Genomic DNA, 25,910 nt, shown 5'->3' with positions numbered 1-25,910 from the left:
CGTTCGCGGCTATCGAGCGCACCCGCCCGAGCCGGAGGCTGAGGAGGTGTCAGGATCCCCAGTCAAGGAGCACCCCCGCATGTCTCCCGGAAACCGCCGGCGCCCCCCGACCACGACTCCCCCGGCGAACCCGCTCGCCGGGCCGGACGCGTACGAGCGCATCGATCACGACGATCGGGCCAAGGGCAGCGCGGCGAGTTCCCGGGCCCTGACCAAGTGCTACGGCGAGGGCGAGACCCGAGTGGTCGCGCTGGACGAGGTCGACGTGGAGATCGGCCGCGGTCGGTTCACCGCGATCATGGGTCCGTCCGGGTCCGGCAAGTCCACCCTCATGCACTGCCTCGCGGGGCTGGACTCGGTCACCTCCGGGCACAGCTGGATCGGCGACACCGAGATCACCGGGCTCAAGGACAAGGACCTGACCCGGCTGCGCCGGGACAAGATCGGTTTCATCTTCCAGGCGTTCAATCTGCTGCCGACGCTGACCGCGCTGGAGAACATCACGCTCCCGATGGACATCGCGGGCGTCAAGCCGGACCCGGCCTGGCTGGACACCGTGATCGACACGGTCGGTCTGCGCGATCGGCTCAAGCACCGGCCCAGCGAGCTCTCCGGCGGTCAGCAGCAGCGCGTGGCGTGCGCCCGCGCGTTGGCGAGCAAGCCGCAGATCATCTTCGGCGACGAACCGACCGGCAACCTCGACTCGCGCTCCGGCGCCGAGGTGCTCGGCTTCCTCCGCAGCAGTGTCTACGACCTGGGGCAGACCATCGTGATGGTCACCCACGACCCGAACGCGGCGTCCTACGCCGACCGGGTGTTGTTCCTGGCCGACGGCCGGGTCGTGGACGAGATGTTGTCGCCGACCGCGGACACGGTGCTCGCGCGCATGCAGCGCTTCGCCCGTTCCGCGAACTGAGGCGCCGCCATGCTCAAGGCAACGTTCCGCAGTTTCCTCGCGCACAAGGCGCGAATGGTCCTGTCCGCACTCGCGATCCTGCTGTCGGTCGCGTTCGTGGCAGGCACCCTGATGTTCACCGACACGATCGGCAAGACCTTCCACGAGCTCTCCCGCACGGCCGCGGCCGACGTCACGGTCAAGCCCAAATCGGACTTCCGCGAGGACCGACTCGGTCGCACCGGCCAGCAGCCGACGGTGCCCGAGAGCACGGTGGCCGCCGTGCGCACGGTGCCCGGGGTCGCCGACGCGCATCCCGACGTCACGGTCACCAACGTGATCATCGTCGACGGCAAGGGCAGGAAGGTCGGCCTGACCTCGGAGCCCCAGGTGCAGGCCGCCGATTGGTTCCCCGACAAACAGTCCCCGGTCCGGCTCGAAAAGGGCCGCGCGCCACAGGGCCCGAACGAGGTCGTGCTGGACAGCGACGCGGCCGGCCACAACAAGGTCCGGATCGGCGACAGGGTGCACGTGATCGCCGCGCCGGGCGCGTTCGACCCGACAGTGGTCGGGCTGGCCGACTACAAGACCATCAACCCGGGCGTGACCCTGCTCTTCCTGGACGGCACCGCCGCCCGCGACCGACTCCTGGGCAAGCCCGGCGTGGCCACCTCGGTGTCGCTCACCGCGCAGTCCGGCGTCGACCAGAAGGAGCTCAAGGCTCGGGTCGCCGCCAAGCTCGGCACGGGCTTTGACATCAGGACCCGGGAGGAGGAGGCCGACGCCGCCTCCGCCGACCTGGGCCAGGCGCTCGACGTGGTCAAGTACGCGCTGCTCGGCTTCGCGGGCGTCTCGCTCCTGGTCGGCACGTTCCTGATCTTCAACACCTTCTCCATGCTCGTCGCCCAACGCACCCGCGAACTGGGCCTGTTGCGCGCGATCGGAGCCGGTCGGGCGGATGTGAACCGCTCGGTGCTCGTGGAAGCGCTGCTGCTCGCGGTGGTCGGATCCACGTTGGGCCTGCTCGCCGGCTTCGCACTCGGGCAGGGACTGCTGACGCTGATGAGCGCGGTCGGCGTCGACCTCAAGGGCACCCCGCTGGAGATCAAGCCCGCGACACCGATCATCGCGTACACGGTGGGCGTCCTGGTCACCGTGGTCGCCGCCTACCTGCCCGCTCGCCGGGCGGCCCGGGTGAGCCCGATGGCCGCACTGCGCGAGGCCGGCGCCCCGCCGGCGAAGTCGCTGCGCCCACGGGCGATCGGGGGCACCGTGGTCACCGTGCTCGGCGCGATCGCGCTGGCGATCGGCGCCTCCGCGACCAAGCTGGACCCGGCCCACGGGCTGGCCCTGGGAGGCGGCCTGATCGGCACCCTGGTCGGCTTCATCGTGCTCGGACCGGTGCTGGCCCGCCTGGTGATCCCGGGGCTGACGGGCACGTTCCCGCGCCTGTTCGGCACGGTCGGCCGACTGAGCCGGGAGAACGCACTGCGCAATCCGCGCCGCACCGGTGCCACGGCCGCCGCGCTGATGATCGGCGTCGCGCTGGTCGCCTCGCTGTCGGTGGTGGCCACGTCGATGAAGGACTCGGTGGGCAAGCAGATCGACCAGCGCCTGGGCGCCGACTTCACCCTGGAGAGCAGCGGCGGCCTCAACTTCGCCCCGGACGTGGCGGAGACGGTGCGCAAGGTGCCGGGCGTGAGCGACGTGGTGCGCCAGCGCGAGACCGAGGCCAAGGTCGTCTTCGATGGGTCGACCGAGACCATCTCGGTGACCGGGGCCGACCCGGGCATCGACGCGATGATGAAGCAGAAGTACACCGCGGGCAGCGCCGCCGACGCACTGGCCGCGGGCAGGATCGCCCTGCCCCGGTCGTACGTGAAGGGTCGTCACCTCGGCATCGGCGGCACGGTGACGCTGCGCACGCCCAACGGGAAGAGTGCCGAGTTGCGGGTCGGCGCGGTGATCGACGACGAAGGCATCGGCCTGGGCAACGCGGGCGCCGGCATGGTCGGCCTGGACACTCTGAGCAAGCTGGTCCCGGAGCTGCTCGACTCGGTGATCATGGCCAACACCGCCGACGGATCGAAGAGTTCCCAGGTGCGCGCGGCCCTGGACGCCGCCCTCAAGCCCTTCCCGCAGGTGCGCCTGCGCGATCAGGCCGACTACAAGCAGACCGTGCAGGACCAGACCAACCTGCTGCTGCAGATGGTCTACGGCCTGCTCGGGCTCGCGATCGTCATCGCGATCCTGGGCGTGGTGAACACGCTGGCCCTGTCGGTGATCGAGCGCACGCGCGAGATCGGTCTGCTCCGGGCGATCGGCATGTCTCGCGTGCAACTGCGGCGGATGATCCGGCTGGAATCGGCGGTGATCGCGGTGTTCGGCGCGGTGCTCGGGCTCGCCCTGGGGGTGGGCTGGGGCGTCTCGGCGCAGCGCATGCTGGCCTCGCAGGGCCTGGACGTGCTGACCATCCCGTGGCCGACCATCGCCGAGGTGGTCATCGGCGCGGGCGTCGTGGGCCTGCTCGCCGCCCTGCTGCCGGCCCTGCGGGCCTCGCGGATGAACGTGCTGGCCGCGATCTCCACGGAATGACCACCCTTCGATGATCGACACCACCGCGACCGCCGACGGTCCGCCGGCCCTCCTCGCCGGCGCACCGTCGGCGGTGGTACCGCGATCGGCGGCCGGGCCGGGCTACCGTGAGCGAGTGAGCTCGCGTGCCTGGTCGGCGTCCCGCCGTTCGTTCGGGTTCGACGTACTGGTCTCGGCAATCGCCATCGCGCTGGGACTGGCCCTGCGGATGGGACCTCACCCGGGCCTGCTCGACGGGCCGTACCTGCACCAGGCGAGCGCGGTGGTGGCCGGCGCACTGCTCCTGAACCGCCGGCGCGCGGCGTTCGGCTCGGGGATGGCCGTCTGTGCGGTGTCCCTGGTGCATCCGACGCACGCGCTCTTCTTCGCGGCCTACGCCGTCGGGGCGTACGTCGAGGACCGACGGCGTGCGCTCGCGCTGATCGCCGCTCTGGTGTCGACGACCGCCCAGCCGTGGAACCACCCGGCCCCGTCGGACATCGTCGGCGGCATGAGCGTCGCACTGGTGCCGGCGCTGCTCGGCCTCCATGTCGCCGCCCGCCGCCGGTTGCGCCTGGATCGAGCCGCCCGGGCGGAGCGCGAACGCGAGTTGCTCTTCGAGCGGGTGCGGATGGAGGAACGGGCCCGGATCGCCGGCGAGATGCACGACGTGATCACCCACCGGGTCAGCCTGATGGTGCTCCAGGCGGGCGCCCTGCGCACCCGGGCCCGGGAGGACGACGTGCGCGCGACGGCGGAGGAACTGCGCCTGGTGGGCTGCAAGGCGCTGGAGGAGTTGCGCGGCCTGGTCGCGATGACCCGGTCGGAGCAGCAGGTGGGTTCGGTCGTGGCCGCGCCGCGCGCGGTGCTCGACGTGTCCGATCTGGTGGCCGACTCGCGCTCGGCGGGCGTGTCCGTGGACGTGATCACCCTCGGCGAGCCGCACGCCACCTCGCCGGTGATCGGTCGGGCCGCCTATCGGGTCGTCCAGGAGGCGCTGACCAACGTGCACAAACACGCGCCGGGCGCGGTGGTGGACGTACGCCTGCACTACGTGGGCGACGAGGTGCAGATCACCGTGCGAAACTCGGCTCCCACCCGGGCCGCCGACATCGCCCTGGGCACCGGGGGCAGCGGTCTGCTCGGCCTGCGCAAGCGGGTCGAGCTGGTGGCCGGCACGCTGCACACCGGCCCGCTGCCCGACGGCGGCTACGAACTGCTCGCCGTACTACCGGCCGGCGCATCGCCCACGACCACCGGAGAGCCCGCATGATCCGCGTCCTGCTCGTCGACGACGAACGCATGGTGTGTGCGCACCTGCGCACGATTCTCGGCGTGGCCGACGACATCGAGGTGATCGGCGAGGCATACGACGGCGCGGAGGCGGTCGAGTCGGTGCTGCGCCATCGACCCGACCTGGTGCTGATGGACCTGCACATGCCGGGCGTGGACGGGCTGACCGCGATCGAGCAGATCGTCGACCTGCCGAACGCACCCCGGGTGATCGTGTTGACCACGTTCGGCCTGGAGCAGTACATCCTGCGCGTGTTGCACGCGGGCGCGGCCGGGTTCCTGCTCAAGGACACCCCGCCGGAGGATCTGATCGGCCTGGTCCGGGTCGCGATGGACGGGCACACCGTGCTCTCGCCGGCGGTGACGCGCGACCTGGTGACCGCGTCCTCGGGGCGCAACGCGGCCCGCGAGCGCGCGGCGCTGGCCGTCGCGTCGTTGACCGAGCGCGAGATCGAGGTGCTCACCTGCATCGGCGAGGGGTTGTCCAACGCCCAGACCGCCGACCGGTTGTTCCTGAGCGAGACCACCGTCAAGAGCTACGTCTCCCGCATGCTCACCAAACTGGACTGCGCGAACCGCACCCAGGCGGGCCTGCTGGCCTACGACGCGGGCTTGATCCGCCGCTGACCGAAGCACCCGGGCCGGCAGGCGGTCGGGGCCGGGCCGGATCGGTGCGGCAGGGGCCGCGTGCTCGGTAACCTCGGAGGCGTCCGGCCCCGGTCGGATCCGTGAACCGAAGGGGTGCGCATGTCGGTGACGCTCACGAAGGGCGGCAACTGCCCGTTGGCGGTGGCCGCCGTGCTGGTGGAGGTCGCCTCCGAGGCGCCGGTGGACGTCTCGGCGCTGCTGCTCGCCGGTTCCGGAAAAGTGCGCTCGGACGCCGACTTCGTCTTCTACAACCAGCCGACCGGCCCCGGCGTGCGGCTTCGCGAGGGCGCACCGGGCCGACCGGCGGCGGTGCAGGTGGACACCGCGGCGGTGCCCGCGGACGTACAGATCATCGTGGTGACGCTGAGCCTGGACGACGGCCCCGGCATGCCGGTCACCTTCGGCGGGACGGCAGCGCCCACCGCGACCGTGCGCGACGCCTCCGGCGAGGCACTGGTCACCTTCACCCCGCACGGCCTGGGCCGGGAAACCGCGCTGGTGATGCTGGAGTTGTACCGACGCGGCGGCGCGTGGAAGGTGCGCGCGGTCGGCCAGGGCTACGCCAACGGACTCGCGGGCATCGCGACCGACTTCGGCGTCGCGGTCGACGACGAGCCGACCCCGCCCCCCGGTCGCCCCACGCAGCCGCAACCGCAACCGCAGGACCGGCCGCAGACCGCGCCGGCAGCCGCGGCACCGACCCAGGCCTCGACGCGTCCGCAGACCCCGACGCCCGATGCCCCGCTGCTCCCGCACGAACCGCCCAGGCCCGCGCCGATCCCACCGCCGGTGCCGCGCCGCCCGGTGACCGTGCAGCCCACCCCGCCGCCGCCCACGCCGACTCCGGTCCCACCGCCGCAGACACCGCCGACGCCTGCCGCCGCCCCTGCCCCTGCCCCTGCCCCGACGGTGGCGGCCACCGTCCCGCTCCCGGTCGGCGGCACCCACACCGGTGGGCCGATCAACCTCGACAAGGGCCGGGTCAGCCTGCGCAAGGACCAGTCGGTCTCGCTGGTCAAGACCGGCGCACCGCCGTTGACCCGGATCCGGATGGGCCTGGGCTGGGACCCGGCCAAGGCCGGGAGCAGCATCGACCTCGACGCGTCCTGTATCGCGTTCGACGCCCAGGGCAAGAAGGTCGTCACCGTCTGGTTCATGAAGCTGTCCGGTCTGGACGGCGCGATCGTGCACTCCGGCGACAACCTGACCGGCGAGGGCGAGGGCGACGACGAGTCGATCGTGGTCCGGCTGGACGCGCTGCCGCCGCAGGTCACCGGACTCGTGTTCACCGTGAACTCGTTCCTGGGACAGAAGTTCACCGAGGTCTCCCGAGCCTTCTGCCGCCTGGTCGACGACACCACCGACACCGAACTGGTGCGCTTCGACCTGTCCGCCACCGAGCCGCGCACGGGCGTGCTGATGTGCAAGCTGGTCCGGGAGGGCTCGGCCTGGTCGATGACGGCACTGGGCCGCTTCGCCGACGGCCGCACCGTGCGCAAGCTGGTGGACCCGGCCCGCGAGGCGCTCGGCCACTGACCACCATCCGGCACGCATGTGGCGAGCCGGGCGGGATCACGGACAGCGCTCGCCGTACTTGACCACGCCCACGGTCACCGTGTCCGCGACGGGTTGCCCCTCGGGCGGGCGCTGGGTGCAGACGACCCAGTGCGTCTCGATCAGTACGAGCCGACTCCCGCCCAGGTCCTCCGTCTTGACGTGTGCGTCACCACGCAGCGCCCGGCGCACGACGGTGACGCTGCGGCCGACCAGCTCGGGCATCCGACCGTCGACCACCTTGGGGGCGTCGGTCGGCACGGTGCCGGCCGGGCATTTCTCGTCGTGCCGGACCACGCCCAGCTCGACCGGGAGTTCCTTGGCCAGCGGCCCCGGCTCGGGGGTCTGGTCGCACACCTTCCAGTTGCTGTACACGAACTGCCGTCGGCCGCGCCCGCTCACGTCGTGCGACGTGACGAATCGATAGCCGGCCCGACGAGCGCCGTCCCACGCCTGTTGCAGATCGACACCGACCACGTCCGGCAGCACGTTCTTCGGCACCGGTGACGGCTTGGCCCGCCGGGTCGGCGGTGCCGCCGACGCCGGCCCGGCGGGTGCCGCCGCGGTGGCCGCCACCCGTACCCCGTCGGCCGCCGCCGATCCGCTGTCGTCCGTGCGGCCCCGGTGCACCAGCCCCACGATCACCAGCACCGCGACGACCGCGCAGATCACCCCGAGCCGCTGCCGCGGGTTCCGCCACCACTTCATGCCCCCACGATGCAGCCGACTGCCGTGAAAGGGGGACGATTCACCCCGTGATCACCGGTTCGTGTGGTTCGCGCCCGAATCCGCGACCGCACCCGAATCCGGGTCCGAATCGGCGGTCGCGTCGGTGCCCGCATCCATGCCCGCATCCGTGCCCGAATCCGCAGACTCGTCCGCGCCCTCCAGGCCACCCGGGCCGCTCGGAACCGGCCCCGCGCACCCCGCCGGGTCCTCCGCCAGGAACACCTCCCGCAGCGCGAACTCGGTCGCCTGCCGCAACATCTCGGCCCGGGACGGACCGGGCGAGCCGATCACGATCCGCGTGGCCAGCCCGTCCAGCAACGCATGCAGCCGCAGCACGTACCCGTCCGGGTCCGGGTGCGGCCCGATCATCGCGCGCAGGTCCGCCATCCACGGGCCCTCGATCTCCGCGCTCGCGGCCAGTACCTCCGGGTCGGCCAGTGCGCGTGTCCACACCTCCAGCCACAACGTCCACCGCGAGTCGGCCCGCTCGTCGGGCAGGTAGAGGTCGATGTAGCCGGCGAGCCGCTCGGCGATCGGGACGTCCACGGCGGCGAGCAGTGCCCGGCGGCGCTCGGCGAAGCCCTGCTCGCTCCAGCGCAGTGTCTCCACGAGGAGTTGCTCCTTGGACCCGAAGTAGTACGCCACGTGGCCGCCGCTGATCCCGATCCGCTTGCCCAGGCCGGCCATGGTCAGCTGAGCCAGGCCATGCTCGGCGATCGCGTCCATGGCCGCCTGGAGCACCACCTCCCTGGGCTGTTCCAGCCGCTTGCGCCGTGTCCCCGCCATGCTCAGCACCCCTGGTTCGTTCGACGGCGGACCTCGCCTGCCGCCATGTTAGAACGTCGTTCAATACCGCGCCCGGCGAACCGGCGCCGCCATACTTGCCAGAGGCCCGTCCACCCGACGAGAGGACCCACCGTGGCACCCCAACCGCTCACCGACGCCGAATTGACCGAGGCCCTCGCCGACCTGCCGGGCTGGCAGGTCGTCGACGGCGAACTGACCGCGACCTACAAGTGCGCCCGGGCCGACGTGCCCGCGTTCTACGCGACCGTGGCCGCCGCCGAGGACCAGGCGAACCACCACGCCCGGATCACCATCCTGTACGGCACCCTGACATTCGCCCTGACCACCCACGACGCGGGCGACCGGATCACCGCCACCGACGTCGAGTTCGCCGCCCGGGTGGCGTCCTTCGCCGCCGCCCACGACGCACAGAGCGTCACCGCCCAGGGCTGAGTCGAACCCGTCCGCACCCCGCCGCCGATCCGAGCATCCGGGAGCGGCGGCGACGCGGCCGGGACGCAAGCGCGCCGACCGTCGTCGGCCGCCCGGGCCCGACCGAGCCCGCGCCGGCCCGCCCGCCGGGCCACACAGCCTTCACTCGGCGCTTCCTGGCCGTTCATCCGGGCGACCCGCGCGCCGCCTAGCCTCCGACCATGAGCACCGACGCATCGGCGTCCCACCCCGTCTCGGCCACCGTCCGCGGCCGGCTTCTCCCGATCGCCGGCGCCGGCTCGGCCGGTTGGCTGATCGGGACGTACGCGATCCGCGCCGCCGCCCGGGGTTCGTGCGACGACTTCGGGCAACGCGGCTGCACGGGGGACGACTTCGGTCCGTCCCTGATCGGCCTGGCCGGCCTGGTGCTGCTGCTCGTCCTGGTCGCCGGCGCGGTTGCGACCATCGCCGGTCGGCGCGGCATACCCGCGTTCGCCGGCGCCCTGCTGTTCGCGGGCGCCACAGCCGTGCTGGCCGCGTTCACCGAACCCATCGTCGACGCCGGTTGGTACGTCCCGACCGCGACGGCCGTCGCGCTCGTCGCCCTGCTGCTCACGCTCGCCGCCTTCGGCACGAGCGAACGCGGACCGGCCCCGGGCCCCGCCCCGAACACCACCGACACCGCACAGCCGACCGCTCCGCTCCGCGCCGGCCACCCCGGCGCCGAGGCCGACGCCCCCGCCGAGCGCCGCTGACCATGCGGCGCCGGTGCGCCGGAGCCGCGCCGCGGCTCCGGCCGGATACCCGACCGACCACGGGCGTACGGCCCGCGCGCCCGACCGGCGGACGTGGCCCGAACACCCGTCGGCGCAGGCGGTGTCGGGCCGGTCGCCCAGCCCGCCCTCACACCTTCGGCTGCTGCTGGGTGATGCAGTGGATGCCGCCGCCGTTGGCGAAGATGTCGCGGGCGTCCACGAGTTCGATCGTGCGGCCGGGGAAGAGCTTGCCGAAGGTCGCGGCGTTCTCCTCGTCGCGCGGGTCGTCGAACGCGCACAGGATCACCGCGCCGTTGGCGACGTAGTGGTTGATGTAGCTGAAGTCGACCCAGTCGTCGTGCGCTTCGAGCACGGTCGGCGCCGGGATCTCGACCACTTCGAGCGCCCGGCCGTGGGCGTCGGTGGAGGCGCGCAGCAGCGCCACGTTCTCCTTGCCGACCTCGTGGTCCGGGTGCGCCGGGTCGGGCTGTACGTGGGCCAGGACCAGACCCGGGCGGGCGAAGGACGCGACGATGTCGATGTGCCCCCGGGTGCCGTACAGCCCGTAGTCGCGGGTCAGTCCGCGCGGCAGCCAGATCACCTTCCGCACGCCGAGGAACGCCTTCAGTTCGTCCTCGACCTGCTCCCTGGTCCAGCCGGGGTTGCGGCCCTGATCGAGTTGCACGGTCTCGGTGATCAACACCGTGCCCTCGCCGTCGACATGGATGCCGCCGCCCTCGTTGACCATCCGCGACGCGTAGCGCCGGGCGCCGGCCGCCTCGATCACCTGCTCGGCGATGTTTCGGTCGTGCTCCCAGGACGCCCACTCCTGGGCGCCCCAGCCGTTGAAGATCCAGTCGGCGGCGGCCAGTTCGCCGGGCCCGCCGGTCAGGAACGTCGGGCCGATGTCGCGCATCCAGGCGTCGTCGAGCGGGCGTTCCAGCACGGTGAGCGGCCGGCCGACGTACCGCGCCACGGTGTCCGACTCACCGATGTCGGTGACCAGCGTCACCGGCTCGTAGCGGGCGATCGTCTCGGCCACCCGGCCCCACGCGGTCCGCGCGGTGTGCAGGTCCTCCTCGCCGAAGGTCTCGTTGCGGCTGGGCCAGGCCATCCAGGTGCGCTCGTGCGGAACCCACTCCGCCGGCATCGAAAAGCCGTCTGCGGCCGGGGTGTTCGTCATCTCGGAAATCCTTCGGACTCGAATCCGCGGCGGGCCTGCCGTCGGGCGACCGGGGGCCGACCGGGGAGTGCGGGAGACCCGCCGCGCGGACTACGGGACGTGCCCGGGCGCACCGTGGGCGCGCGGGCACAGCGGGAAATGGACCGGTATCAGCGGAGGTTCGCAAACCTCACGAGAGTGCTCTAATCTCACGAAGATTACGGATGTCGCAAAGATTCGCAGGTATCACGAAAATTCGCAGGTGCCACGAAAATTCCTGAGTACCACGAGAGTTCGCGAGCGTCAGAGGAAGTACAGGCGGTTCAGCGACACCGATTCGGCGGCCTGCGACATGACCGGTTCGCCGTCCATCGTCACCATTCCGGTGTCCGCGGCGACCCGGACCTCCGCCAGGCGGTTGTTGTGGATCATCGCCGCCGGGCCGATCCCCCGGGTGCCGCGAACGCCCACCCGGCGCCGGCGGGTCGGCATCAGGTCGCCGCCGGCGGCTGCCGCCGCCTGCGAGGTGAAGGCCACCGACAGTTCCGCCGGCGCCGCGCCGTGGGCGCCGAACTGCGGGCCCAGGACCAGCGGTTCACAGTTGTCGGTGGATGCGTTCGGGTCGCCGACCACGCCGTAGGCCGGGAACCCGCTCTTGAGCACGAGTTGCGGCTTGGCGCCGAACCACTGCGGGTGCCACAACACCAGGTCGGCCATCTTGCCGACCTCGATCGAACCGACCTCGTGCGCCAGACCGTGCGCGATCGCCGGGTTGATGGTGAGCTTGGCGATGTAGCGCTTGACCCGTTCGTTGTCGTGCCGTTCGTGCTCGGCGCCGCGTTCGAGCTTCATCTTCCCGGCCATCGCGAAGGTGCGTCGCACGGTCTCGCCCGCGCGGCCCATGCCCTGCGCGTCGGAGGACGTGATCGGGATGACCCCGAGGTCGTGCAGCACGTCCTCGGCTCCCATCGTGCCCGCCCGGATCCGGTCGCGCGCCATCGCGGCGTCGCCCGGCAGGTCGGTCTTGAGGCCGTGTGCGGACACGATCATGCCGAAGTGCTCGCCCAGGGCGTCGCGGCCGAACGGCAGCGTGGGATTGGTCGAGGAGCCGATCACGTTGGCCACCCCGGCCATCCGCATCACGTTCGGCACGTGCCCGCCGCCGCACCCCTCGATGTGGTACGCGTGGATGGTCCGCCCGTCCAGCACGGACAGCGTGTCGTCCACGGACAGGCATTCGTTGAGGCCGTCGGTGTGCAACGCGACCTGGACGTCGTGGTCTTCGGCCACCCGCAGTGCGGTGTCCAGGGCCCGGGCGTGCGCGCCCATGTCCTCGTGCACCTTGAAGCCGGACGCGCCGCCCTCGATCAGCGCCTCGTCCAGCGGCCCGCGGCCCGAGGACGAACCCCGGGCCAGGAAGGCGATGTTGACCGGCCACGCGTCGAACGCGGAGAACGCGTGCCGCAGCGCCCAGGGCGAGTTCACCCCGACGCCCCACACCGGTCCGAACTCCTGGCCGACGATCGTGGTCACCCCGGAGGCCAGCGACGCCTCCATGATCCGCGGCGACAGCAGGTGCACGTGGGTGTCGATGGCACCGGCGGTGGCGATCAGCCCCTCGCCGCTGACGATCGTGGTCCCGGTGCCGACCACCACCTCGACGCCGTCCTGCGTGTCGGGGTTGCCCGCGCGGCCGATCGAGGCGATCCGGCCCTCGCGGATGCCGATCGAGACCTTGCGGATGCCCTGGATCGCGTCGATCACCACGACGTTCGAGATCACCACATCGCACGTGTCGCGGACCGGGATCGCCTTCAGGTGCAGCCCGTCCCGGGCGGTCTTGCCGAAGCCCGCGAGGAACTCGTCGCCGGGCAGCGCCGAGTCGTGCTCGATCTCGATCACCAGCCCCGAGTCGCCGAGCCGCATCCGGTCGCCGGCCCTGGGGCCGTACGTGGACGCGTAGTCGCGCGGGTCCATCACATCACCACTGCCGCCGCTCACCGGGCGCCACCTTCCTTGCCGTTCCCCGAATCCGACGCCCCGTCGGTCGCGGTCGTCGCCGCGTCGGCGGCGAGCGCCGACCCGCCCGGCTCCGCGCCCAGGTATCCGCACGCATGTGCCTTGCGCAGCGCCTCCTCCAGCGCGCCCGGCGCGTCCAGCGGCCCGTCCACGAGCCCCGCGAAGCCGATCGCCACGCGCGCACCGCCGATCGGCACCAGCCGCACCTCGACCGTCGCACCCGGATCGAAGCGCACCGTGGAGCCGGCCGGGATGGCCAGTCGGCGCCCGTACCCGATCGCCCGGTCGAAGCGCAGCCTCGGGTTGGTCTCGAAGAAGTGGAAGTGCGACGTGACGCTGATCGGCACCTCGGAGGTGTTGGTGACCGGGATCCGGGCCAGGTCGGCGTGCGCGTACGGATCCATCGCCGGTCCGCCGGGGATCACCGCGCCCGGCGCGTCATCGCCCAGCGAGCCGGGGCCGGACACGGGCGCCGCGACCGCGCCGGAGCGCGAACCGTGCCCGTGGCAGTGCACCTCGCCCGCACCCGCCGGCAGCCCCTCGCCGGAGCGGAACGGGTCGGTCACCACCGCCAACCGGGTCGCGTCGTCGAACACCGCCTCGACCTTGACGTCGGCCAGTACGTCCACGACCCCGGGCAGCACGTCGGTCACCCCGAGCACGGAGCGCCCGGCGTCGATCGCGTCGGCCAGCCGGGCCCCGTCCCGTGCCGCCTCGCACACGGTGTCCGCGATCAGCGCGGCGGCCTCGGGCACGTTCAGGAGCAGCCCCCGGGCGCGCCGCGCGCGGGCCAACTCGGCGGCTGTGAAGATCAGCAACCGGTCCCGCTCGGTGGGCGTCAGCCGCATGCGTACCTCCGTATTGAATGGCGTTCAAATCGCATTGAACGCCATTCAATAGCACCTGTCAACGCTCGCGCGAGGTGTCGGCCGGCCCGTCCCCCGGCCGCGACGAGACCCGTCGAAGCCGGGGCGTGTCCGGCGGCTCAGCGGGCCAGGCGCGCCGCCAACCCGTCCAGCAGCAGCCGCAGGCCGGCCTCGAAACCGCGCTCGTCGAGCGTCTCGGGGTCGCTCGCGGCCAGCGATTCGGCAAGCGAGGGATAGTCGGCCCGGTAGTCCTCGACCGGGCGGGCAAAGCCCTCCACGTACGTCTCGATCACCGAGCCGACCACGAGGTAGTCCAGTGCCGCGGAGACCTCGGCCGCCTCGGCGGGGCTCAGTCCGATCCGGACCAGGGTGCGCGCGGTGGCGTCGTACGCGGCCAGCGCCTGCTCGGTGGACACCGGCCGGCGGGCGATCACCGGCAGCGCCTCGGGGTGGCGCAGGTAGGCCGCCCGGTAGCCGCGGGCGAACGCGGCGATGCCGACCCGCCAGTCCGGGTCCTCCAGCGGCGCACGATCGATCTCCCGGGTTATCACCACGGTGATCGCGTCGAGCAGCTCGTCCTTGGACGCCACGTGGTTGTAGAGCGAGGGCCCCCGGACGTCCAGCCGGGTGGCCAGCGCCCGCATGGTCAGCGCACCCATACCCTTCTCGTCCACCAGCTCGACCGCGGCCCTGGCGATCAGTTCGCGGTCGAGTTTGGGGCGGCTGGGTCGACCCATCGTGCGTTCACCTCTGTGCCGTTCGCGAGCACCGCCGTCGGTCACTCTGCGTCGCCAACCTAGCCCGAAGTCGCCTCTTCCCCTACACCCGGTCGACGGTTAAGGTCCTCAAACTAACTAAGTAAGTTTAACGTTCCCGTTGCGAGGTCCCGATGAACCACGGCACTTCTCGCCCACCGACGCCGCCCGCGTCGGTGCCGCCCGGATCGACCCCGGTGGTCGATCACGACGCCGAACAACTCGGCGAACTGGGCTACGAGCAGGAGCTCAAGCGCAGTCTCGGCGTGCTGGGCAACCTCGCCATCGGCTTCGCGACCGTCTCGCCCGTCGTGGGCCTGTACGCCGTCGCGCAGGTGGGCACCACCATCGCCGGCCCGGCGTGGGTGTGGGTCCTGCCGATCTGCCTGCTCGGCCAGGCGCTGCTGATGTGCGTGTACTCCGAGCTGGCCTCGCAGTACCCGATCGCCGGCGGCGCCTACCAGTGGGCCCGCCGCCTGGTCGGCCCCACCTACGCGTGGCTCGCCGGCTGGGTGGGCATGTGCGCGGTCGTGTTCGCCAACACCACGATCGTCTACCTGGGCGCACCGTGGTTCTTCGCCCTGTTCGACGCCCGGCCCACCCCGGGCCGGATCGTCGTGGTGGCCGCGCTCTTCCTGATCTGTTGCACCGCGATCAACGCGTTCGGCATCGACGTGCTGCGCTGGGTGCTCGCGGCCGGCATCGCGGCCGAGGCGCTCGCCTCGCTCGGGGTGGGCCTGGCGCTGCTGCTGCTCTTCCGGGAGAACGGCTTCGGCATCCTCACCGACACGATGGGCGCCGAGGCGCTCTCCGGCGGCTCGACCTTCTCCGCCATGCTTGCCGCGCTCGCGGTCGGTGGTTGGGCGTTCTTCGGCTTCGACGCGTGCGTGTCCTCCTCCGAGGAGACCAGGGACGCCGCCCGGCACGTGCCCAAGGCGATCTGGTGGACGTTGATCAGCGTCGGCGGGCTGGTCGTGCTGAACGCGGTCGCCGCCGAACTGGCCCACCCCGACCCGGCGAAGGTCGTCGCCGGCGAGGACCTCGACCCGGTCACCACCGCCGTGGTGAACTCGTTCGGCTCGTGGTCGGCCAAACCCTTCGTGGTCGTGGTGATCATCGCGTTCGTCGCCTGCGCGCTCGCCTCCCAGGCCGCCGCCGCCCGCTCGGTCTACTCGGTCTCCCGGGACGACGTACTGCCCGGTTCCCGCGCGTTGCGCAGGGTGAGCCGCCGGCAGGCACCCATCGGCGCCCTGGTGATCACCGCCGCGATCAGCTGCCTGGCCCTGCTGCTCGCCCTGAACAGCGCCGCGATCGGCAGCCTGATCACCTTCGGCAGCGCCGCGATGTACCTCCAGTTCCTGCTGATCGCGCTCGCCGCGCTGATCGCCCGGCTGCGCGGCACCTGGACGCCCGCCGGCCTGGTGCGCTTCGGCCGCTGGGGCACCCCGCTGAACGTGCTCGCGGTGGCCTGGCTGGCCTTCGAGTTCGTCGACATCGCCTGGCCGCGCAAGATCCTCGCCCCGCCCGGCGCACCCGTCTACCAGGTCTGGGCCGCGGTGCTCGGCATCGCCGTCGTGGTCGCCAGTGGCGTGCTGTACCTGCTGCTCGCGCGCCCGCAGGACAAGGTGCGGGTGAGCGAGAGCTTCGGCGACCGCGGCATCGAAGCGCAGACCTCCGTTCCGGTAAGGAGCAAGGTATGAACACCGCCGACCTCGTCGTGCTGGACGCACACGTGCTGACGATGGATCGGGACCGACCCCACACCGACGCGGTCGCCGCGCGGGACGGGCGGATCGTCGCCCTCGGCGCCGACGCGCGGGCGCTGATCGGGCCGCGCACCGAGGTGATCGAGGCGAACGGGGACACCCTCACGCCCGGGCTCACCGACTGCCACCAGCACCCGGTGATGGGCGCGGACACCACGCGCGGCGCGAACCTGGTCGGCGCGGTCACCCTGGACGAGATGCTGCGCCGACTGGCCGAACACGCCGCACCGTGCGGGCCGAACGACTGGGTGATCGGATTCGGCGGCGAGTACGCGGCGTTCGCCGGCCGCACCATGCACCGCGACCTGATCGACGCCGCCGTGGACGGACGACCGGCGTTCGTGTGGATGTCGGACAGCCACACCGCGCTGCTGAGCACGGCGGCCTTGCGGCTCGCCGGACTCACCGGGCCGCGCGAGTTCGCCGACCGCAGCGAGATCGTCTGCGACGAGCGCGGCCCCACCGGCGAGTTGCACGAGATGACCGCGTGCCTCCTGGGCTATCGCGCGGTCCCGCCAATGCCGCGCGCCGAACTCCTGTCCCGGGTCGAGGCGTTGTTCGCCGAACAGAACCGGCACGGGGTCACCGGCGTACACATCCCGGACAACGCGCCGCGCACGGTCGACACCCTGACCGGGTTGGCCGAGGAGCGGCGGCTGAGCATGCGGGTACACCTCGCACCGTGGTGCCCGCCCGGCGACGTGGACGACCTCGCCCAGCGGATCGGCGAACTGCGCTCCCTGGACGGGCTGGTCCGGCTCACCGCGGTCAAGTTCTTCGTGGACGGCGCGATAGACGGCGGCGGCGCGTGGCTGCACGAGCCGGACTGCTGCGGCCAGTCGCACAGCTCACAGTGGAAGGACTTCGACCGGTACGCCGAGGCGGTCGCGATCGCCGGCCGCGCCGGGTTGCCCGCCTGGACGCACGCGATCGGCGACCGGGCGGTGGCCCGGGCCCTGGACGTGTACGCCGAGCACGGCGCACCGTCCGGCACCCGACACCGGGTCGAGCACGCCGAGTTGCTGAGCGACGTCGACGTACCGCGCTTCGCCGCGCTCGACGTGGTCGCCTCGATGCAGCCGACCCACATGGACTGGTCGCTGCCCGACGGCTCGGACAACTGGTCGCGGCGGGTCGGCCCGGAGCGTGCCGAACGGGCCTGGCGCTACGCCGACATCCTGGCCGCCGGTGGCCACGTCGCACTCGGTTCGGACTGGCCGGTCGCCGCGTTCGACCCCAGGCGCACCCTGGCCGGCGCGCAACTGCGGCGCCCGGCAGGCGAGATCGGCCGCACGGCGTACGGCGCCTCGGCCGGCATCTCGGCCCGACGCGCCCTGGCCGGGTACACCACGGAGGCGGCGTACTCGGTGGGCGAGGAGACCGTGGCCGGTCGGATCGCGGTGGGCTGCCACGCCGACCTGGCCGTGTTCGGCGGCGACCCGCTCACCTGCCCGCCGGACGACCTGCCGCAACTCCCGGTCACCGCGACGGTGGTGGCGGGACGGGTGGTGCATCGGGCCTGACCGCACGAACGGGACCGCGTCGACCCGGCGCGGTCCCGAGAGGGCGGCGGTGCCGGACCGGTGGTGTTCCCGATGCGGGGCCTGCGCGGAACCGGCACGGTCCGGATGCCCTCCCGTACCGATGCGATCTCCCCGTGTCGTCCCGGCGCGGGCTCAGGCCCCACCCGTGCGCAGCAGTTCCGGCAGGGCACGCATGTCGTCGAAGAGCACCGCACCCGAATCCGCCAGCCGCTCCGCCGTGGTCAGCCCGCCGATGTAGCCGAACGCCCGCATCCCGGCCGCCCGCGCCGCCCGCACGCCGTAGGCGCTGTCCTCGACCACCGCGCACCGGGCCGGGTCGGCTCCCATCTCCCGGGCCGCGTGCAGGAACAGATCCGGTGCGGGCTTGCCCTCGGCGACATCGTTCGCGCTGAACACCCGGCCCGCGAAGTGATCGTGCAGCCCGACCAGTTTCAGATTGCGCTCGACGCCCTCGCGCGAGCTGTTCGAGGCGACACACCAGGGCCCGGGTATCTGCTCCAGAGCCGCCACGATGCCGTCCACGGCGGTCAGTTCGGCGTCGAAGGCGGCCAGGTACCGAGGTCGGAACTCGTCGTGCCAGTCCGGGGCCAGGGGGCGACCCAGGCGCGCCTCGACCAGCGCCGTGTGCTGCTCGCGCGAACACCCGACGAACTGCTCGACGATCTCGGCCTCGGTGAACGTGCAGCCCAACTCGCTCAACACCTGCGCGTCCACCCGAACCGCGATCCGCTCGCTGTCCACGAGCACACCGTCACAATCGAAGATCACCAAATCGAACCCGGTCAGCGTCATACCCGGCAGCCTACGAGGACCGACCACCGAGCGCGGGCGGGCGGTTGGCGGGCCCGCCCTCCGCTACTCGGCCGACGGCTGCTCCGGAAAGAACCGCGCGCTCTGGACGTAGGCCATCGCCGCAACGAACTCGGGGTCCACCAGCCGCCGTTCCATCTCCTCCGGAGTGACCTCCTCGACCCGGGACTGGATCCACCACAGGTTGCCGAACGGGTCCCGGACCCGCCCGACCCGGTCGCCGAAGAACAGATGGGTGACCTCGGTGACCGAGGTACCGCCGGCCGCCACCGCGCGGCGGTGCACCTCGTCGGCGTCCTCGACGTACAGCCGCAGGAACGCGGGCGGCGCGGGGATCGTGGGGTCGATGTCGAACATCATCACGATCGCGTCACCGATCCGGACCTCGGCGTGTCCGATCCGACCGTCCGCGCCGACGAACCGCGAGCCCGGCAGCTCCAGGGCGCCGAATGCGTCCGTGAGGTAGTCGATCAGGGCCGCCGTGTCGTGCGACAGGACCCACGGGGTCACGGTGGTGTAGCCGTCGGGAACGGTCTGGACGGTCATCTCGATGCCTCCGAAGGACGAGCGGGTACGAAGCGGGACCCCGGGGGGCCGCACCGGACGGACGGCCGTGCCGAAGCCGGGCCCACCGAAGTGGGAGCCGGCCGGCACCGGCCGCGCCGTCCCGGTGTCTTCGACGGTAGACGCCATATAGGTCGGATCCTGTCCGCAAGGGCCGGCATCCTCGAACCATGACCGCCGCCACGCCCGGCCGCCTGCTCGGCCTGCTGTCCCTGCTCCAGACCCCGCGCGAGTGGCCCGGGAGCGAGTTGTCCGCCCGCCTGGGGGTCAGCGCGCGCACCATCCGGCGCGACATCGAGCGGCTGCGCGAACTCGGCTATCCGGTCGAGGCCACCCGGGGCACCGACGGCGGCTACCGGCTGGTCGCGGGCACGGCGATGCCGCCGCTGCTGCTCGACGACGAGGAGGCGGTGGCGATCGCGGTCGGCCTGCGGACGGCGGCCGGGGGTGCCGTGGCCGGGATCGAGGAGGCGTCCGTACGGGCGCTGGCCAAGCTCGAACAGGTGCTGCCGTCCCGGCTGCGCGCACGGGTGCGGGCCGTCTCCGGCGCCACCGTGCCGCTGGTGCCGTCCGGTCCGACGGTGGATCCCGAGGCGCTGGCCGTGCTCGCGGGGGCGATCGCCAACCGCGAGAAGGTGCGCTTCGTACACCGCGCGGCCGGTGGTGCGCACAGTCGGCGGCTGGTCGAGCCGAACCGGTTGGTGCCGGCCGGGCGCCGCTGGTACTTCGTCGCCTGGGACGTCGACCGCGCCGACTGGCGCACCTTCCGGGTGGATCGCATGCACGAGCTGCGCCCGACCGGGGCCCGGTGTGCGGAGCGGGTCCTGCCCGACCCGGACGCCGCCGCCTACGTCGAGCGCACGTTGCACACCTCGGCGCCGGTGTACCGGGCCGACGTCACCCTGTACGCGCCGGCCGAGCACGTCGCCGTCCGGCTCGGCGACGCACTGGGCGGCGACGACGCGGAGCCGGACGGCCCCCGGTTGCGTGCGCTCGACGCGGGCAGTTGCCGGCTGACCGGCTACGCCGACACGCTCGAGTGGCTCGCCTTCCGGCTGTCCGTGCTCGGCTGCGAGTTCGACGTGCACGAACCGCCCGAGCTGCGCGAGCACCTGCGTGCGCTGGGCGGTCGGGTCACCCGCGCGGCGGGCGACCCCACGGCCCGAACCCACCCGGCCGCGGCGCGTTCAGCGCCTCGCCCGGATGCTCATCGGCCCTCGAACGGCCAATCGCCGGCGTCGAGTTCGCGCCGCTCGTAAGCCGCCACGATCTCCTTCTCGGCGGCGTCCCGACCCTCCCAGTGCGAGCCGTCCACCGACTTGCCGCGTTCCAGGTCCTTGTAGACCTCGAAGAAGTGCGCGATCTCGTTGAGTTGGAACGCCGGGACATCGCCGATGTCCTGGATCGGCTGCTTGCGCGGATCGCGGGCGGGCACGCACAGGACCTTCTCGTCCGGCCCCTTCTCGTCGCTCATCACGAACATCCCGACGGTGCGACAACGAATCAGGCAGCCGGGAAAGGTCGGCTCGTCCAGCAACACGAGCACATCGAGCGGGCCGCCGTCGCCGCCCAGGGTGCGATGCACGAATCCGTAGTCGGCGGGATAGGCGGTGGACGTGAACAACATGCGGTCGAGCCTGATGCGTCCCGTGCGGCGGTCCATCTCGTACTTGTTCCGACTGCCCGCGGGAATTTCCACGACGACGTCGAACTCCACGACGGCTCCTTAACGGCCTATGGATCAAGACCCGATATGCGCGGCATTCCGTATTCCTGACGTACCGTCGAGGACTTTCCCACGTCACCGGGCCGTTACGCACGTGAAGCACGGGACAACCGGACCATCGACCCCCCGCGACCACCCGATCGCCTCGACCCTTGACTCGGTCAACTAAGTAAGGTTTCCTGTCCATCGACCCACTCCCGCCTTGCGGGCGCGCCCGAGCCGCGCTCCCCGCGTCCGCACCCCCAGGAGCAGCCGTGATCCGGATCGAGGACGTCGACCGCGTCAGGACCATCACCCTCGACCGCCCCGAAGCGCTCAACGCGTTCAACGAGGCGCTGTACGACGCGACCACCGAGGCGCTGATCGACGCGGCGGCCGACCCGACGGTGGCCGTGGTGGTGCTGACCGGGGCCGGGCGGGCGTTCTCGGCGGGTACCGACCTGATCGAGATGGCCCAGCTCAACAGCGGGACCAAGATCCGCGGCGAACACGGCTTCGGCGGCATGGTCGACCGGCTCCAGGAGTTCCCCAAGCCGCTGTTGATCGCGGTCAACGGGCTCGGCCTGGGCATCGGCGCGACCATCCTGGGTTTCGCCGACCTCGCCTTCATGGCCGACACCGCGCGGCTGAAGTGCCCGTTCACCTCGCTCGCGGTGGCGCCGGAGGCGGCCAGCAGCGTGACCTTCCCGCAGTTGCTCGGCCGACAGAACGCGATGTGGGCGCTGCTGAGCAGCGAGTGGCTCGGCGCCGCCGAGTGCCTGGAGATGGGCCTGGTGTTCAAGGTGTGCCCGGCGGACGAACTGCTCGACGTGACGATGCGGCACGCCCGGATCCTGGCCGCCAAATCGATCCCGTCGCTGATCGAGTCCAAGCGGGCGGTCCTGGAGGGACTCGGCGACCAGGTCGCCCGGGCCCGCCGGCGCGAGGACGCGGCCTTCGGCCGACTGCTCGGCAAACCCGCCAACATCGAGGCCCTGACCGCGTTCGCCGAACGGCGCGAACCCGACTTCGCGGCGATCGACGCCCGCGAGGGGTGAGGCGCGGGCGGGACGGGCGGGCCCGGGAAGGACGCGACCGGGGCGGGTCGGGCCGGGCCGGGCCGGGCCGGGCCGGGCCGGGCCGGCCCGGCCCGGCCCGGCCGGCTCGAACATCCACGGGTTGTCCGGGTTTGCCGGATGCCTCCGTGACTGCGGAATACTGTCTGCTCCGCACGACCGTCCCAGTCCCCAGGATCAGCGCCACCCATGAACAGCCCACAGACCCCAGACAGCACCGCCGACCACGACGGAGACACCGGTCCAGGTCCCGGCTCCGGCCCTGATTCCGGCCGGGCCCACCCCGGCCCCGAGGGCACCCACCACCTCGGGCACACCCTCAAGCCCCGGCACATGACCATGCTCGCGCTCGGCGGCGCGATCGGCGCGGGGCTGTTCGTCGGCACCGGCGCCGGCATCCACACCGCCGGGCCGGGCATCCTGATCTCCTACGCGCTCGCCTCGGTGCTGGTGCTCCTGGTGATGCGGATGCTCGGCGAGATGGCGGCGGCCGTACCGCGCAGCGGTTCGTTCTCGGAGTACGCGGGGGTCGCCTTCGGGCGGTGGGCCGGCTTCACCGTGGGCTGGCTGTACTGGTGGATGGTCACCATCGTGCTGGCCGTCGAGGCCTCCGGCGCCGCGGCCATCGCGCACGGGTGGGCCCCGGGCATCCCGATCTGGGTGTTCTCGCTGGTGATCATGCTCGTGTTCACCGGCGCGAACCTGCTCACCGTGCGCTCGTTCGGCGAGTCCGAGTTCTGGTTCGCCACCGTCAAGATCCTGGCCATCGTCGGGTTCCTGGTGCTCGGCGTGCTGGCGATCGTGGGATGGCTGCCGGACGTCGACGCACCCGGGCTGAGCAACCTCACCGGCAACGGCGGTTTCCTGCCCAACGGGTGGGACGGGGTGATCACCGGCCTGCTCGCGGTCGCCTTCTCCTTCGGCGGCCTGGAGATCGTCACCATCGCCGCCGCCGAGTCGAACGACCCGGCCCGCAACGTGGCCCGCGCGGTGCGCACCGCGGTATGGCGGATCCTGCTCTTCTACATCGGCTCGGTCGCGATCGTCGCGACCCTGCTGCCGTGGGATTCCGACCGACTCGGCAGCCCGTACGTCTCGGTCCTGGAGGACATCGGCATCCCGGGCGCCGCACACGTGATGGACGTGGTCGTCTTCACCGCGCTGCTCTCCGCGCTGAACTCGATGTTGTACGGCGCGTCCCGGATGGCGTTCTCGCTGTCCCGGCGCGGCGAGGGCCCTCGGCAGCTGTCCCGGGTGGCGGGCAACGGCGTCCCGCGGACCGCCGTACTGGCGTCCTCGGCATTCGGCTTCCTGGCCGCGCTGCTCAACGTGTGGTGGCCCGAGCAGGTGTTCAAGCACCTGCTGAACTCGGTCGGCGCGATGCTGCTGTTCGTCTGGTTCGCGATCGCCGCGTCGCAGCTGGTGCTGCGCCGCCGGATCGAGCGCGAGGACCCGGACCGCCTGCTGGTGCGGATGTGGGGCTTCCCGTACCTGACCTGGTTCGTGATGCTCGCCCTCGCGGCGGTGTCGATCCTGATGGTGTTCGACGCCACCGCCCGCCCCCAGTTGCTCTCCTCGGTCGTCGTGGTGGCCGTCGTGTTGGGCTTCGCCCTGGTCCGCGAGGCCCGCCGGCGCGACCTGCGCAGGCGGGCCGGCGGTCGGTTCTGACCCGATGTCGCGCCCGGCCGGCTCCGGCGCTCACAGCCCGGCGCGGGCCAGGGCCTGGAGCTGCTCACTGGTCGGACACCAGTTGGACCGCATCTCGTCGGTCGGCCAGCCCGCCAGGGTCGCGCTCGCGGCGAAGTTGGACTGGAGGTAGCCCAGCAGGGTGCGGCGCGGGTCCTCGGCCAGCCGGACCGCGTCGTAGGGCAGCGTCGACCGCGAGCCGTCCGGCAGCCAGACCGCCTCGCGCGGCGACAGCGGCTGCTTCTCGACGCCGTCCGGCTTGGGCGCGGCATAGGAGTAGTAGGCCGGATAGGTGACGTTCGGGTCGCCGGCCCAGAAGCCGAACGAGATCACCTCGTGCGAGTACGCCTCGGCGGTCACCGGATCCACGCCGCTCATCGGCGGCTCGACCCGCTTGCCGGAGAACCGGGTCAGCGCGAGGTCGAACGAGTGCCAGAACAGCTGCACGGGCGAGGACTTGCCGTCGAACCAGCCCATGAACTCCTCGAACACGTCCGCCGACCAGGTCAGGATCCGCCAGAAGCGCTGCGCGTACTCGGCCTGGTAGCTCGCGTGCTCGGTGTCCTCACGGAACGGCGTGCTCAGGTGCGGAATACCGAACGGCTGCTCCAGCAACGGCACGTCGATGCCCAGCTCGGCCAGCACCCCGTGCACCGCGACGTCGAACTCGGTCACGCTCAGCCCGTCCACGAGGGCGATCTCGCGCACGTCGCCGCGGTCGGTGCGAAAGACCACGCGGTGGTCGAGGAAGTCGAACGCGATGTCGAACGCGACGCCCGCCACGGCCATCCGACGTGTGGTGAAGCCTCGGGCGTCCACCGTGAAGGTGATGTTCCACCAGTGGTTCTGCGGATGACTCGCGGCGAGCTTGACCTTGCCGACGATCTGCGCGAACAGGTGCAGCGTGTCGAGAGTGTCCACCCACGCGTCGTAAGGGAGTTCGGGAAGCGCAGGCGGCTCGGCCGGCTCGGCGGCCCGCGCCCGATTGCTCGAAGGGATGCCCATGCGCCGATTCTCCCCTCCCGAGACCCCATCCGCCCCGTTTTGCTCCGCCGTCCGAGCCGGCCCGGGCGATTGCCTACCACCCCCCGAACGGGTGAGCGCAGCCGGCGCGTACCCTGCGTGCGACAACATCCCAACCACCTGTACAGGGGCCCTCGTGCGCATTGTCGTCGGTGGAGCCGGCATCGGCGGGCTGGCCACAGCCCTGAGTCTGCACGCGGCGGGTATCACCGACGTGACCGTGTACGAGGCGGTCGAGGAAATCCGCCCGCTCGGCGTCGGCATCGACCTGCTGCCGTACGCGGTACGCGAACTGACCGAACTGGGCCTGTACGACGACGTCGCCGAGATCTCGGTGGCGACGACCGAGTCGGTCCACCACGACCGCTTCGGCAAACGCGTGCGGTCCGAACCACGCGGGCTGGCCGCCGGCTACGCGTGGCCGCAATTCTCGGTGCATCGGGGCGAGTTGCAAATGCTTCTCCTGCGCGCCCAACTGGCCTGGCTGGGCGCCGAGTCGCTGCGCACGGGCCTGCGGCTGAGCGGATACGCGCAGACCGCCGACGGAGTCACCGTCGAGTTCACCGACCCTGCGGGCAACACCGTCACCGACGAGGCCGACGTACTGATCGCCGCCGACGGCATCGACTCGGCGGGCCGCGCCCTGATGTACCCGAGCGAGGGCCCGCCCACCCCGCACGCCCGAGTCCTGTGGCGCGGCGTGTCGCCCGCACCGGCCCTGCTCACCGGCCACACCAGGATCGTGGCGGGAGACGGCGACCAGACGTTCGTCGCCCACCCCCTGCGAGCAGCCGAGGGCGAACGCCCCGCGCTCCTGAACTGGCTCGCCGAACGCCCCCACCCGGGCCCGCCCACCGAACCCCGCGACTGGCAACGACCGGCCGAACTCGACACGATCCTGGCCCACTTCGCCGACTGGGAGTTCGACTGGCTGGACGTCCCGGCGCTGATCGCAAACGCCGACGTCGCGTACGAGTACCCGGTGGTCCACCGCGCCCCCCTGCCGAGCTGGTCCGACGGCCGCGTGACCCTCCTCGGCGACGCCGCCCACGCCACCTTCCCGACCGGCACCGAAGGCGCCTCCCGAGCCATCCTGGACGCCCGCGTCCTGGCCCACGCTCTGGCCACCCACCCCGACCCCCTCGACGCCCTCGCCCACTACGAGGAAGTCCGGCGCCCGGCAACGACGACCCCATCCCCCACGCCCGACACGGACGCGAACTCCCTGAACAACCGAGCGTCCTACTCGACAACCACCCCCTGACTTC

23 protein-coding genes are annotated in these 25,910 nt (G+C 72.0%); 13 read left to right on the top strand and 10 right to left on the bottom strand.

All coding sequences use genetic code 11. The features are described from left to right. Positions 1-79 precede the first annotated feature (79 nt). The 5 genes from ACIBM5_RS14685 to ACIBM5_RS14665 all read left to right on the top strand — a co-directional run bounded on the left by ACIBM5_RS14685 (position 80) and on the right by ACIBM5_RS14665 (position 6,946). A complete protein-coding gene (locus ACIBM5_RS14685; RefSeq protein ID WP_391587012.1) occupies positions 80-916 on the top strand; it encodes an ABC transporter ATP-binding protein in 837 nt (278 codons plus the stop codon). Between the two features lie 9 nt (positions 917-925). Next, the gene (locus tag ACIBM5_RS14680; protein WP_396007185.1) at positions 926-3,490 is read left to right on the top strand and encodes an ABC transporter permease; all 2,565 of its coding nucleotides are present in this window, start codon (positions 926-928) and stop codon (positions 3,488-3,490) included. A gap of 115 nt (positions 3,491-3,605) precedes the next feature. Then, a complete protein-coding gene (locus tag ACIBM5_RS14675) occupies positions 3,606-4,742 on the top strand; it encodes a sensor histidine kinase (RefSeq protein WP_396007184.1) in 1,137 nt (378 codons plus the stop codon). Next, positions 4,739-5,389, top strand: coding sequence for a response regulator (locus ACIBM5_RS14670; protein WP_396007183.1), 651 nt, complete (start codon positions 4,739-4,741; stop codon positions 5,387-5,389). The genes ACIBM5_RS14675 and ACIBM5_RS14670 overlap by 4 nt, the downstream gene beginning before the upstream one ends. 120 nt (positions 5,390-5,509) lie before the next feature. Next, on the top strand, positions 5,510-6,946 hold the full coding sequence (locus ACIBM5_RS14665) for a TerD family protein (protein WP_396007182.1): 1,437 nt from the start codon (positions 5,510-5,512) through the stop codon (positions 6,944-6,946). 36 nt (positions 6,947-6,982) lie between these two features. Here the strand turns inward: ACIBM5_RS14665 and ACIBM5_RS14660 are convergent, their stop codons facing one another. Both ACIBM5_RS14660 and ACIBM5_RS14655 read right to left on the bottom strand, forming a co-directional pair. Next, the gene (locus ACIBM5_RS14660; protein ID WP_396007181.1) at positions 6,983-7,672 is read right to left on the bottom strand and encodes a hypothetical protein; all 690 of its coding nucleotides are present in this window, start codon (positions 7,670-7,672) and stop codon (positions 6,983-6,985) included. A 51-nt stretch (positions 7,673-7,723) separates the two neighbouring features. Then, complete coding sequence (locus ACIBM5_RS14655) at positions 7,724-8,479, bottom strand: TetR family transcriptional regulator C-terminal domain-containing protein (protein ID WP_396007180.1); 756 nt, start codon at positions 8,477-8,479, stop codon at positions 7,724-7,726. 132 nt (positions 8,480-8,611) lie between these two features. Here ACIBM5_RS14655 and ACIBM5_RS14650 point away from each other — a divergent pair, with 132 nt between their 5' ends. Further along, a complete protein-coding gene (locus ACIBM5_RS14650) occupies positions 8,612-8,932 on the top strand; it encodes a 4a-hydroxytetrahydrobiopterin dehydratase (protein WP_396007179.1) in 321 nt (106 codons plus the stop codon). A gap of 200 nt (positions 8,933-9,132) precedes the next feature. After that, a complete protein-coding gene (locus tag ACIBM5_RS14645; protein WP_396007178.1) occupies positions 9,133-9,666 on the top strand; it encodes a hypothetical protein in 534 nt (177 codons plus the stop codon). Positions 9,667-9,814: 148 nt separating this feature from the next. Here ACIBM5_RS14645 and ACIBM5_RS14640 read toward each other — a convergent pair whose 3' ends face one another. The 4 genes from ACIBM5_RS14640 to ACIBM5_RS14625 all read right to left on the bottom strand — a co-directional run bounded on the left by ACIBM5_RS14640 (position 9,815) and on the right by ACIBM5_RS14625 (position 14,450). Next, complete coding sequence (locus tag ACIBM5_RS14640; RefSeq protein ID WP_396007177.1) at positions 9,815-10,849, bottom strand: agmatine/peptidylarginine deiminase; 1,035 nt, start codon at positions 10,847-10,849, stop codon at positions 9,815-9,817. Between the two features lie 282 nt (positions 10,850-11,131). Next, positions 11,132-12,805 (bottom strand): urease subunit alpha, encoded by a 1,674-nt coding sequence (locus tag ACIBM5_RS14635; RefSeq protein WP_396007370.1) that lies wholly within the window; start codon positions 12,803-12,805, stop codon positions 11,132-11,134. 20 nt (positions 12,806-12,825) lie between these two features. Beyond that, positions 12,826-13,695 (bottom strand): urease subunit gamma, encoded by an 870-nt coding sequence (gene ureA, locus ACIBM5_RS14630; protein WP_396007176.1) that lies wholly within the window; start codon positions 13,693-13,695, stop codon positions 12,826-12,828. Between the two features lie 137 nt (positions 13,696-13,832). Further along, on the bottom strand, positions 13,833-14,450 hold the full coding sequence (locus ACIBM5_RS14625; protein WP_391587001.1) for a TetR/AcrR family transcriptional regulator C-terminal domain-containing protein: 618 nt from the start codon (positions 14,448-14,450) through the stop codon (positions 13,833-13,835). Between the two features lie 215 nt (positions 14,451-14,665). On the opposite strand from ACIBM5_RS14625, the gene ACIBM5_RS14620 reads away from it, so the two are divergent. Continuing rightward, positions 14,666-16,168 carry an APC family permease gene (locus tag ACIBM5_RS14620; RefSeq protein WP_396007175.1) on the top strand — a complete coding sequence of 501 codons (1,503 nt, stop codon included), beginning with the start codon at positions 14,666-14,668 and terminating at the stop codon, positions 16,166-16,168. After that, entirely contained in the window at positions 16,165-17,757 is a 1,593-nt protein-coding gene (locus ACIBM5_RS14615; RefSeq protein ID WP_396007174.1) for an amidohydrolase, read from the top strand. The genes ACIBM5_RS14620 and ACIBM5_RS14615 overlap by 4 nt, the downstream gene beginning before the upstream one ends. A gap of 153 nt (positions 17,758-17,910) precedes the next feature. Here the strand turns inward: ACIBM5_RS14615 and ACIBM5_RS14610 are convergent, their stop codons facing one another. Together ACIBM5_RS14610 and ACIBM5_RS14605 are read right to left on the bottom strand one after the other, a co-directional pair. After that, positions 17,911-18,570 carry an HAD family hydrolase gene (locus tag ACIBM5_RS14610; RefSeq protein WP_391586998.1) on the bottom strand — a complete coding sequence of 220 codons (660 nt, stop codon included), beginning with the start codon at positions 18,568-18,570 and terminating at the stop codon, positions 17,911-17,913. A gap of 63 nt (positions 18,571-18,633) precedes the next feature. Further along, on the bottom strand, positions 18,634-19,134 hold the full coding sequence (locus ACIBM5_RS14605; protein WP_396007173.1) for a VOC family protein: 501 nt from the start codon (positions 19,132-19,134) through the stop codon (positions 18,634-18,636). Between the two features lie 188 nt (positions 19,135-19,322). Here ACIBM5_RS14605 and ACIBM5_RS14600 point away from each other — a divergent pair, with 188 nt between their 5' ends. Beyond that, complete coding sequence (locus ACIBM5_RS14600; RefSeq protein ID WP_396007172.1) at positions 19,323-20,411, top strand: helix-turn-helix transcriptional regulator; 1,089 nt, start codon at positions 19,323-19,325, stop codon at positions 20,409-20,411. On the opposite strand, the gene ACIBM5_RS14595 is transcribed toward ACIBM5_RS14600, so the two are convergent. Then, positions 20,360-20,869, bottom strand: coding sequence for an inorganic diphosphatase (locus ACIBM5_RS14595; protein ID WP_396007171.1), 510 nt, complete (start codon positions 20,867-20,869; stop codon positions 20,360-20,362). The genes ACIBM5_RS14600 and ACIBM5_RS14595 overlap by 52 nt on opposite strands. 263 nt (positions 20,870-21,132) lie before the next feature. On the opposite strand from ACIBM5_RS14595, the gene ACIBM5_RS14590 reads away from it, so the two are divergent. Both ACIBM5_RS14590 and ACIBM5_RS14585 read left to right on the top strand, forming a co-directional pair. Continuing rightward, positions 21,133-21,915 carry an enoyl-CoA hydratase/isomerase family protein gene (locus ACIBM5_RS14590; RefSeq protein WP_396007170.1) on the top strand — a complete coding sequence of 261 codons (783 nt, stop codon included), beginning with the start codon at positions 21,133-21,135 and terminating at the stop codon, positions 21,913-21,915. 207 nt (positions 21,916-22,122) lie between these two features. After that, positions 22,123-23,601 (top strand): amino acid permease, encoded by a 1,479-nt coding sequence (locus tag ACIBM5_RS14585; protein WP_396007169.1) that lies wholly within the window; start codon positions 22,123-22,125, stop codon positions 23,599-23,601. A gap of 30 nt (positions 23,602-23,631) precedes the next feature. Here ACIBM5_RS14585 and ACIBM5_RS14580 read toward each other — a convergent pair whose 3' ends face one another. Further along, the gene (locus ACIBM5_RS14580; protein WP_396007168.1) at positions 23,632-24,624 is read right to left on the bottom strand and encodes a DUF5996 family protein; all 993 of its coding nucleotides are present in this window, start codon (positions 24,622-24,624) and stop codon (positions 23,632-23,634) included. Positions 24,625-24,778: 154 nt separating this feature from the next. On the opposite strand from ACIBM5_RS14580, the gene ACIBM5_RS14575 reads away from it, so the two are divergent. Next, positions 24,779-25,906 (top strand): FAD-dependent monooxygenase, encoded by a 1,128-nt coding sequence (locus tag ACIBM5_RS14575; RefSeq protein WP_396007167.1) that lies wholly within the window; start codon positions 24,779-24,781, stop codon positions 25,904-25,906. Positions 25,907-25,910 lie beyond the last annotated feature (4 nt).

This window comes from Embleya sp. NPDC050493 (genome assembly GCF_044458105.1).
GTDB lineage: Bacteria > Actinomycetota > Actinomycetes > Streptomycetales > Streptomycetaceae > Embleya.
This window is presented reverse-complemented; position numbering and strand designations above follow the sequence as displayed.

Excerpts from the sequence above, each read along its gene's own strand:
- ACIBM5_RS14600 (WP_396007172.1), top strand. The coding sequence starts at position 19,323 with ATGACCGCCGCCACGCCCGGCCGCCTGCTCGGCCTGCTGTCCCTGCTC.
- ACIBM5_RS14685 (WP_391587012.1), top strand. The coding sequence starts at position 80 with ATGTCTCCCGGAAACCGCCGGCGCCCCCCGACCACGACTCCCCCGGCG.
- ureA (WP_396007176.1), bottom strand. The coding sequence starts at position 13,695 with ATGCGGCTGACGCCCACCGAGCGGGACCGGTTGCTGATCTTCACAGCC.
- ACIBM5_RS14585 (WP_396007169.1), top strand. The coding sequence starts at position 22,123 with ATGAACAGCCCACAGACCCCAGACAGCACCGCCGACCACGACGGAGAC.
- ACIBM5_RS14625 (WP_391587001.1), bottom strand. The coding sequence starts at position 14,450 with ATGGGTCGACCCAGCCGCCCCAAACTCGACCGCGAACTGATCGCCAGG.
- ACIBM5_RS14635 (WP_396007370.1), bottom strand. The coding sequence starts at position 12,805 with ATGGACCCGCGCGACTACGCGTCCACGTACGGCCCCAGGGCCGGCGAC.
- ACIBM5_RS14660 (WP_396007181.1), bottom strand. The coding sequence starts at position 7,672 with ATGAAGTGGTGGCGGAACCCGCGGCAGCGGCTCGGGGTGATCTGCGCG.
- ACIBM5_RS14665 (WP_396007182.1), top strand. The coding sequence starts at position 5,510 with ATGTCGGTGACGCTCACGAAGGGCGGCAACTGCCCGTTGGCGGTGGCC.
- ACIBM5_RS14610 (WP_391586998.1), bottom strand. The coding sequence starts at position 18,570 with ATGACGCTGACCGGGTTCGATTTGGTGATCTTCGATTGTGACGGTGTG.
- ACIBM5_RS14680 (WP_396007185.1), top strand. The coding sequence starts at position 926 with ATGCTCAAGGCAACGTTCCGCAGTTTCCTCGCGCACAAGGCGCGAATG.
- ACIBM5_RS14670 (WP_396007183.1), top strand. The coding sequence starts at position 4,739 with ATGATCCGCGTCCTGCTCGTCGACGACGAACGCATGGTGTGTGCGCAC.
- ACIBM5_RS14640 (WP_396007177.1), bottom strand. The coding sequence starts at position 10,849 with ATGACGAACACCCCGGCCGCAGACGGCTTTTCGATGCCGGCGGAGTGG.
- ACIBM5_RS14645 (WP_396007178.1), top strand. The coding sequence starts at position 9,133 with ATGAGCACCGACGCATCGGCGTCCCACCCCGTCTCGGCCACCGTCCGC.
- ACIBM5_RS14605 (WP_396007173.1), bottom strand. The coding sequence starts at position 19,134 with ATGACCGTCCAGACCGTTCCCGACGGCTACACCACCGTGACCCCGTGG.
- ACIBM5_RS14580 (WP_396007168.1), bottom strand. The coding sequence starts at position 24,624 with ATGGGCATCCCTTCGAGCAATCGGGCGCGGGCCGCCGAGCCGGCCGAG.
- ACIBM5_RS14615 (WP_396007174.1), top strand. The coding sequence starts at position 16,165 with ATGAACACCGCCGACCTCGTCGTGCTGGACGCACACGTGCTGACGATG.
- ACIBM5_RS14655 (WP_396007180.1), bottom strand. The coding sequence starts at position 8,479 with ATGGCGGGGACACGGCGCAAGCGGCTGGAACAGCCCAGGGAGGTGGTG.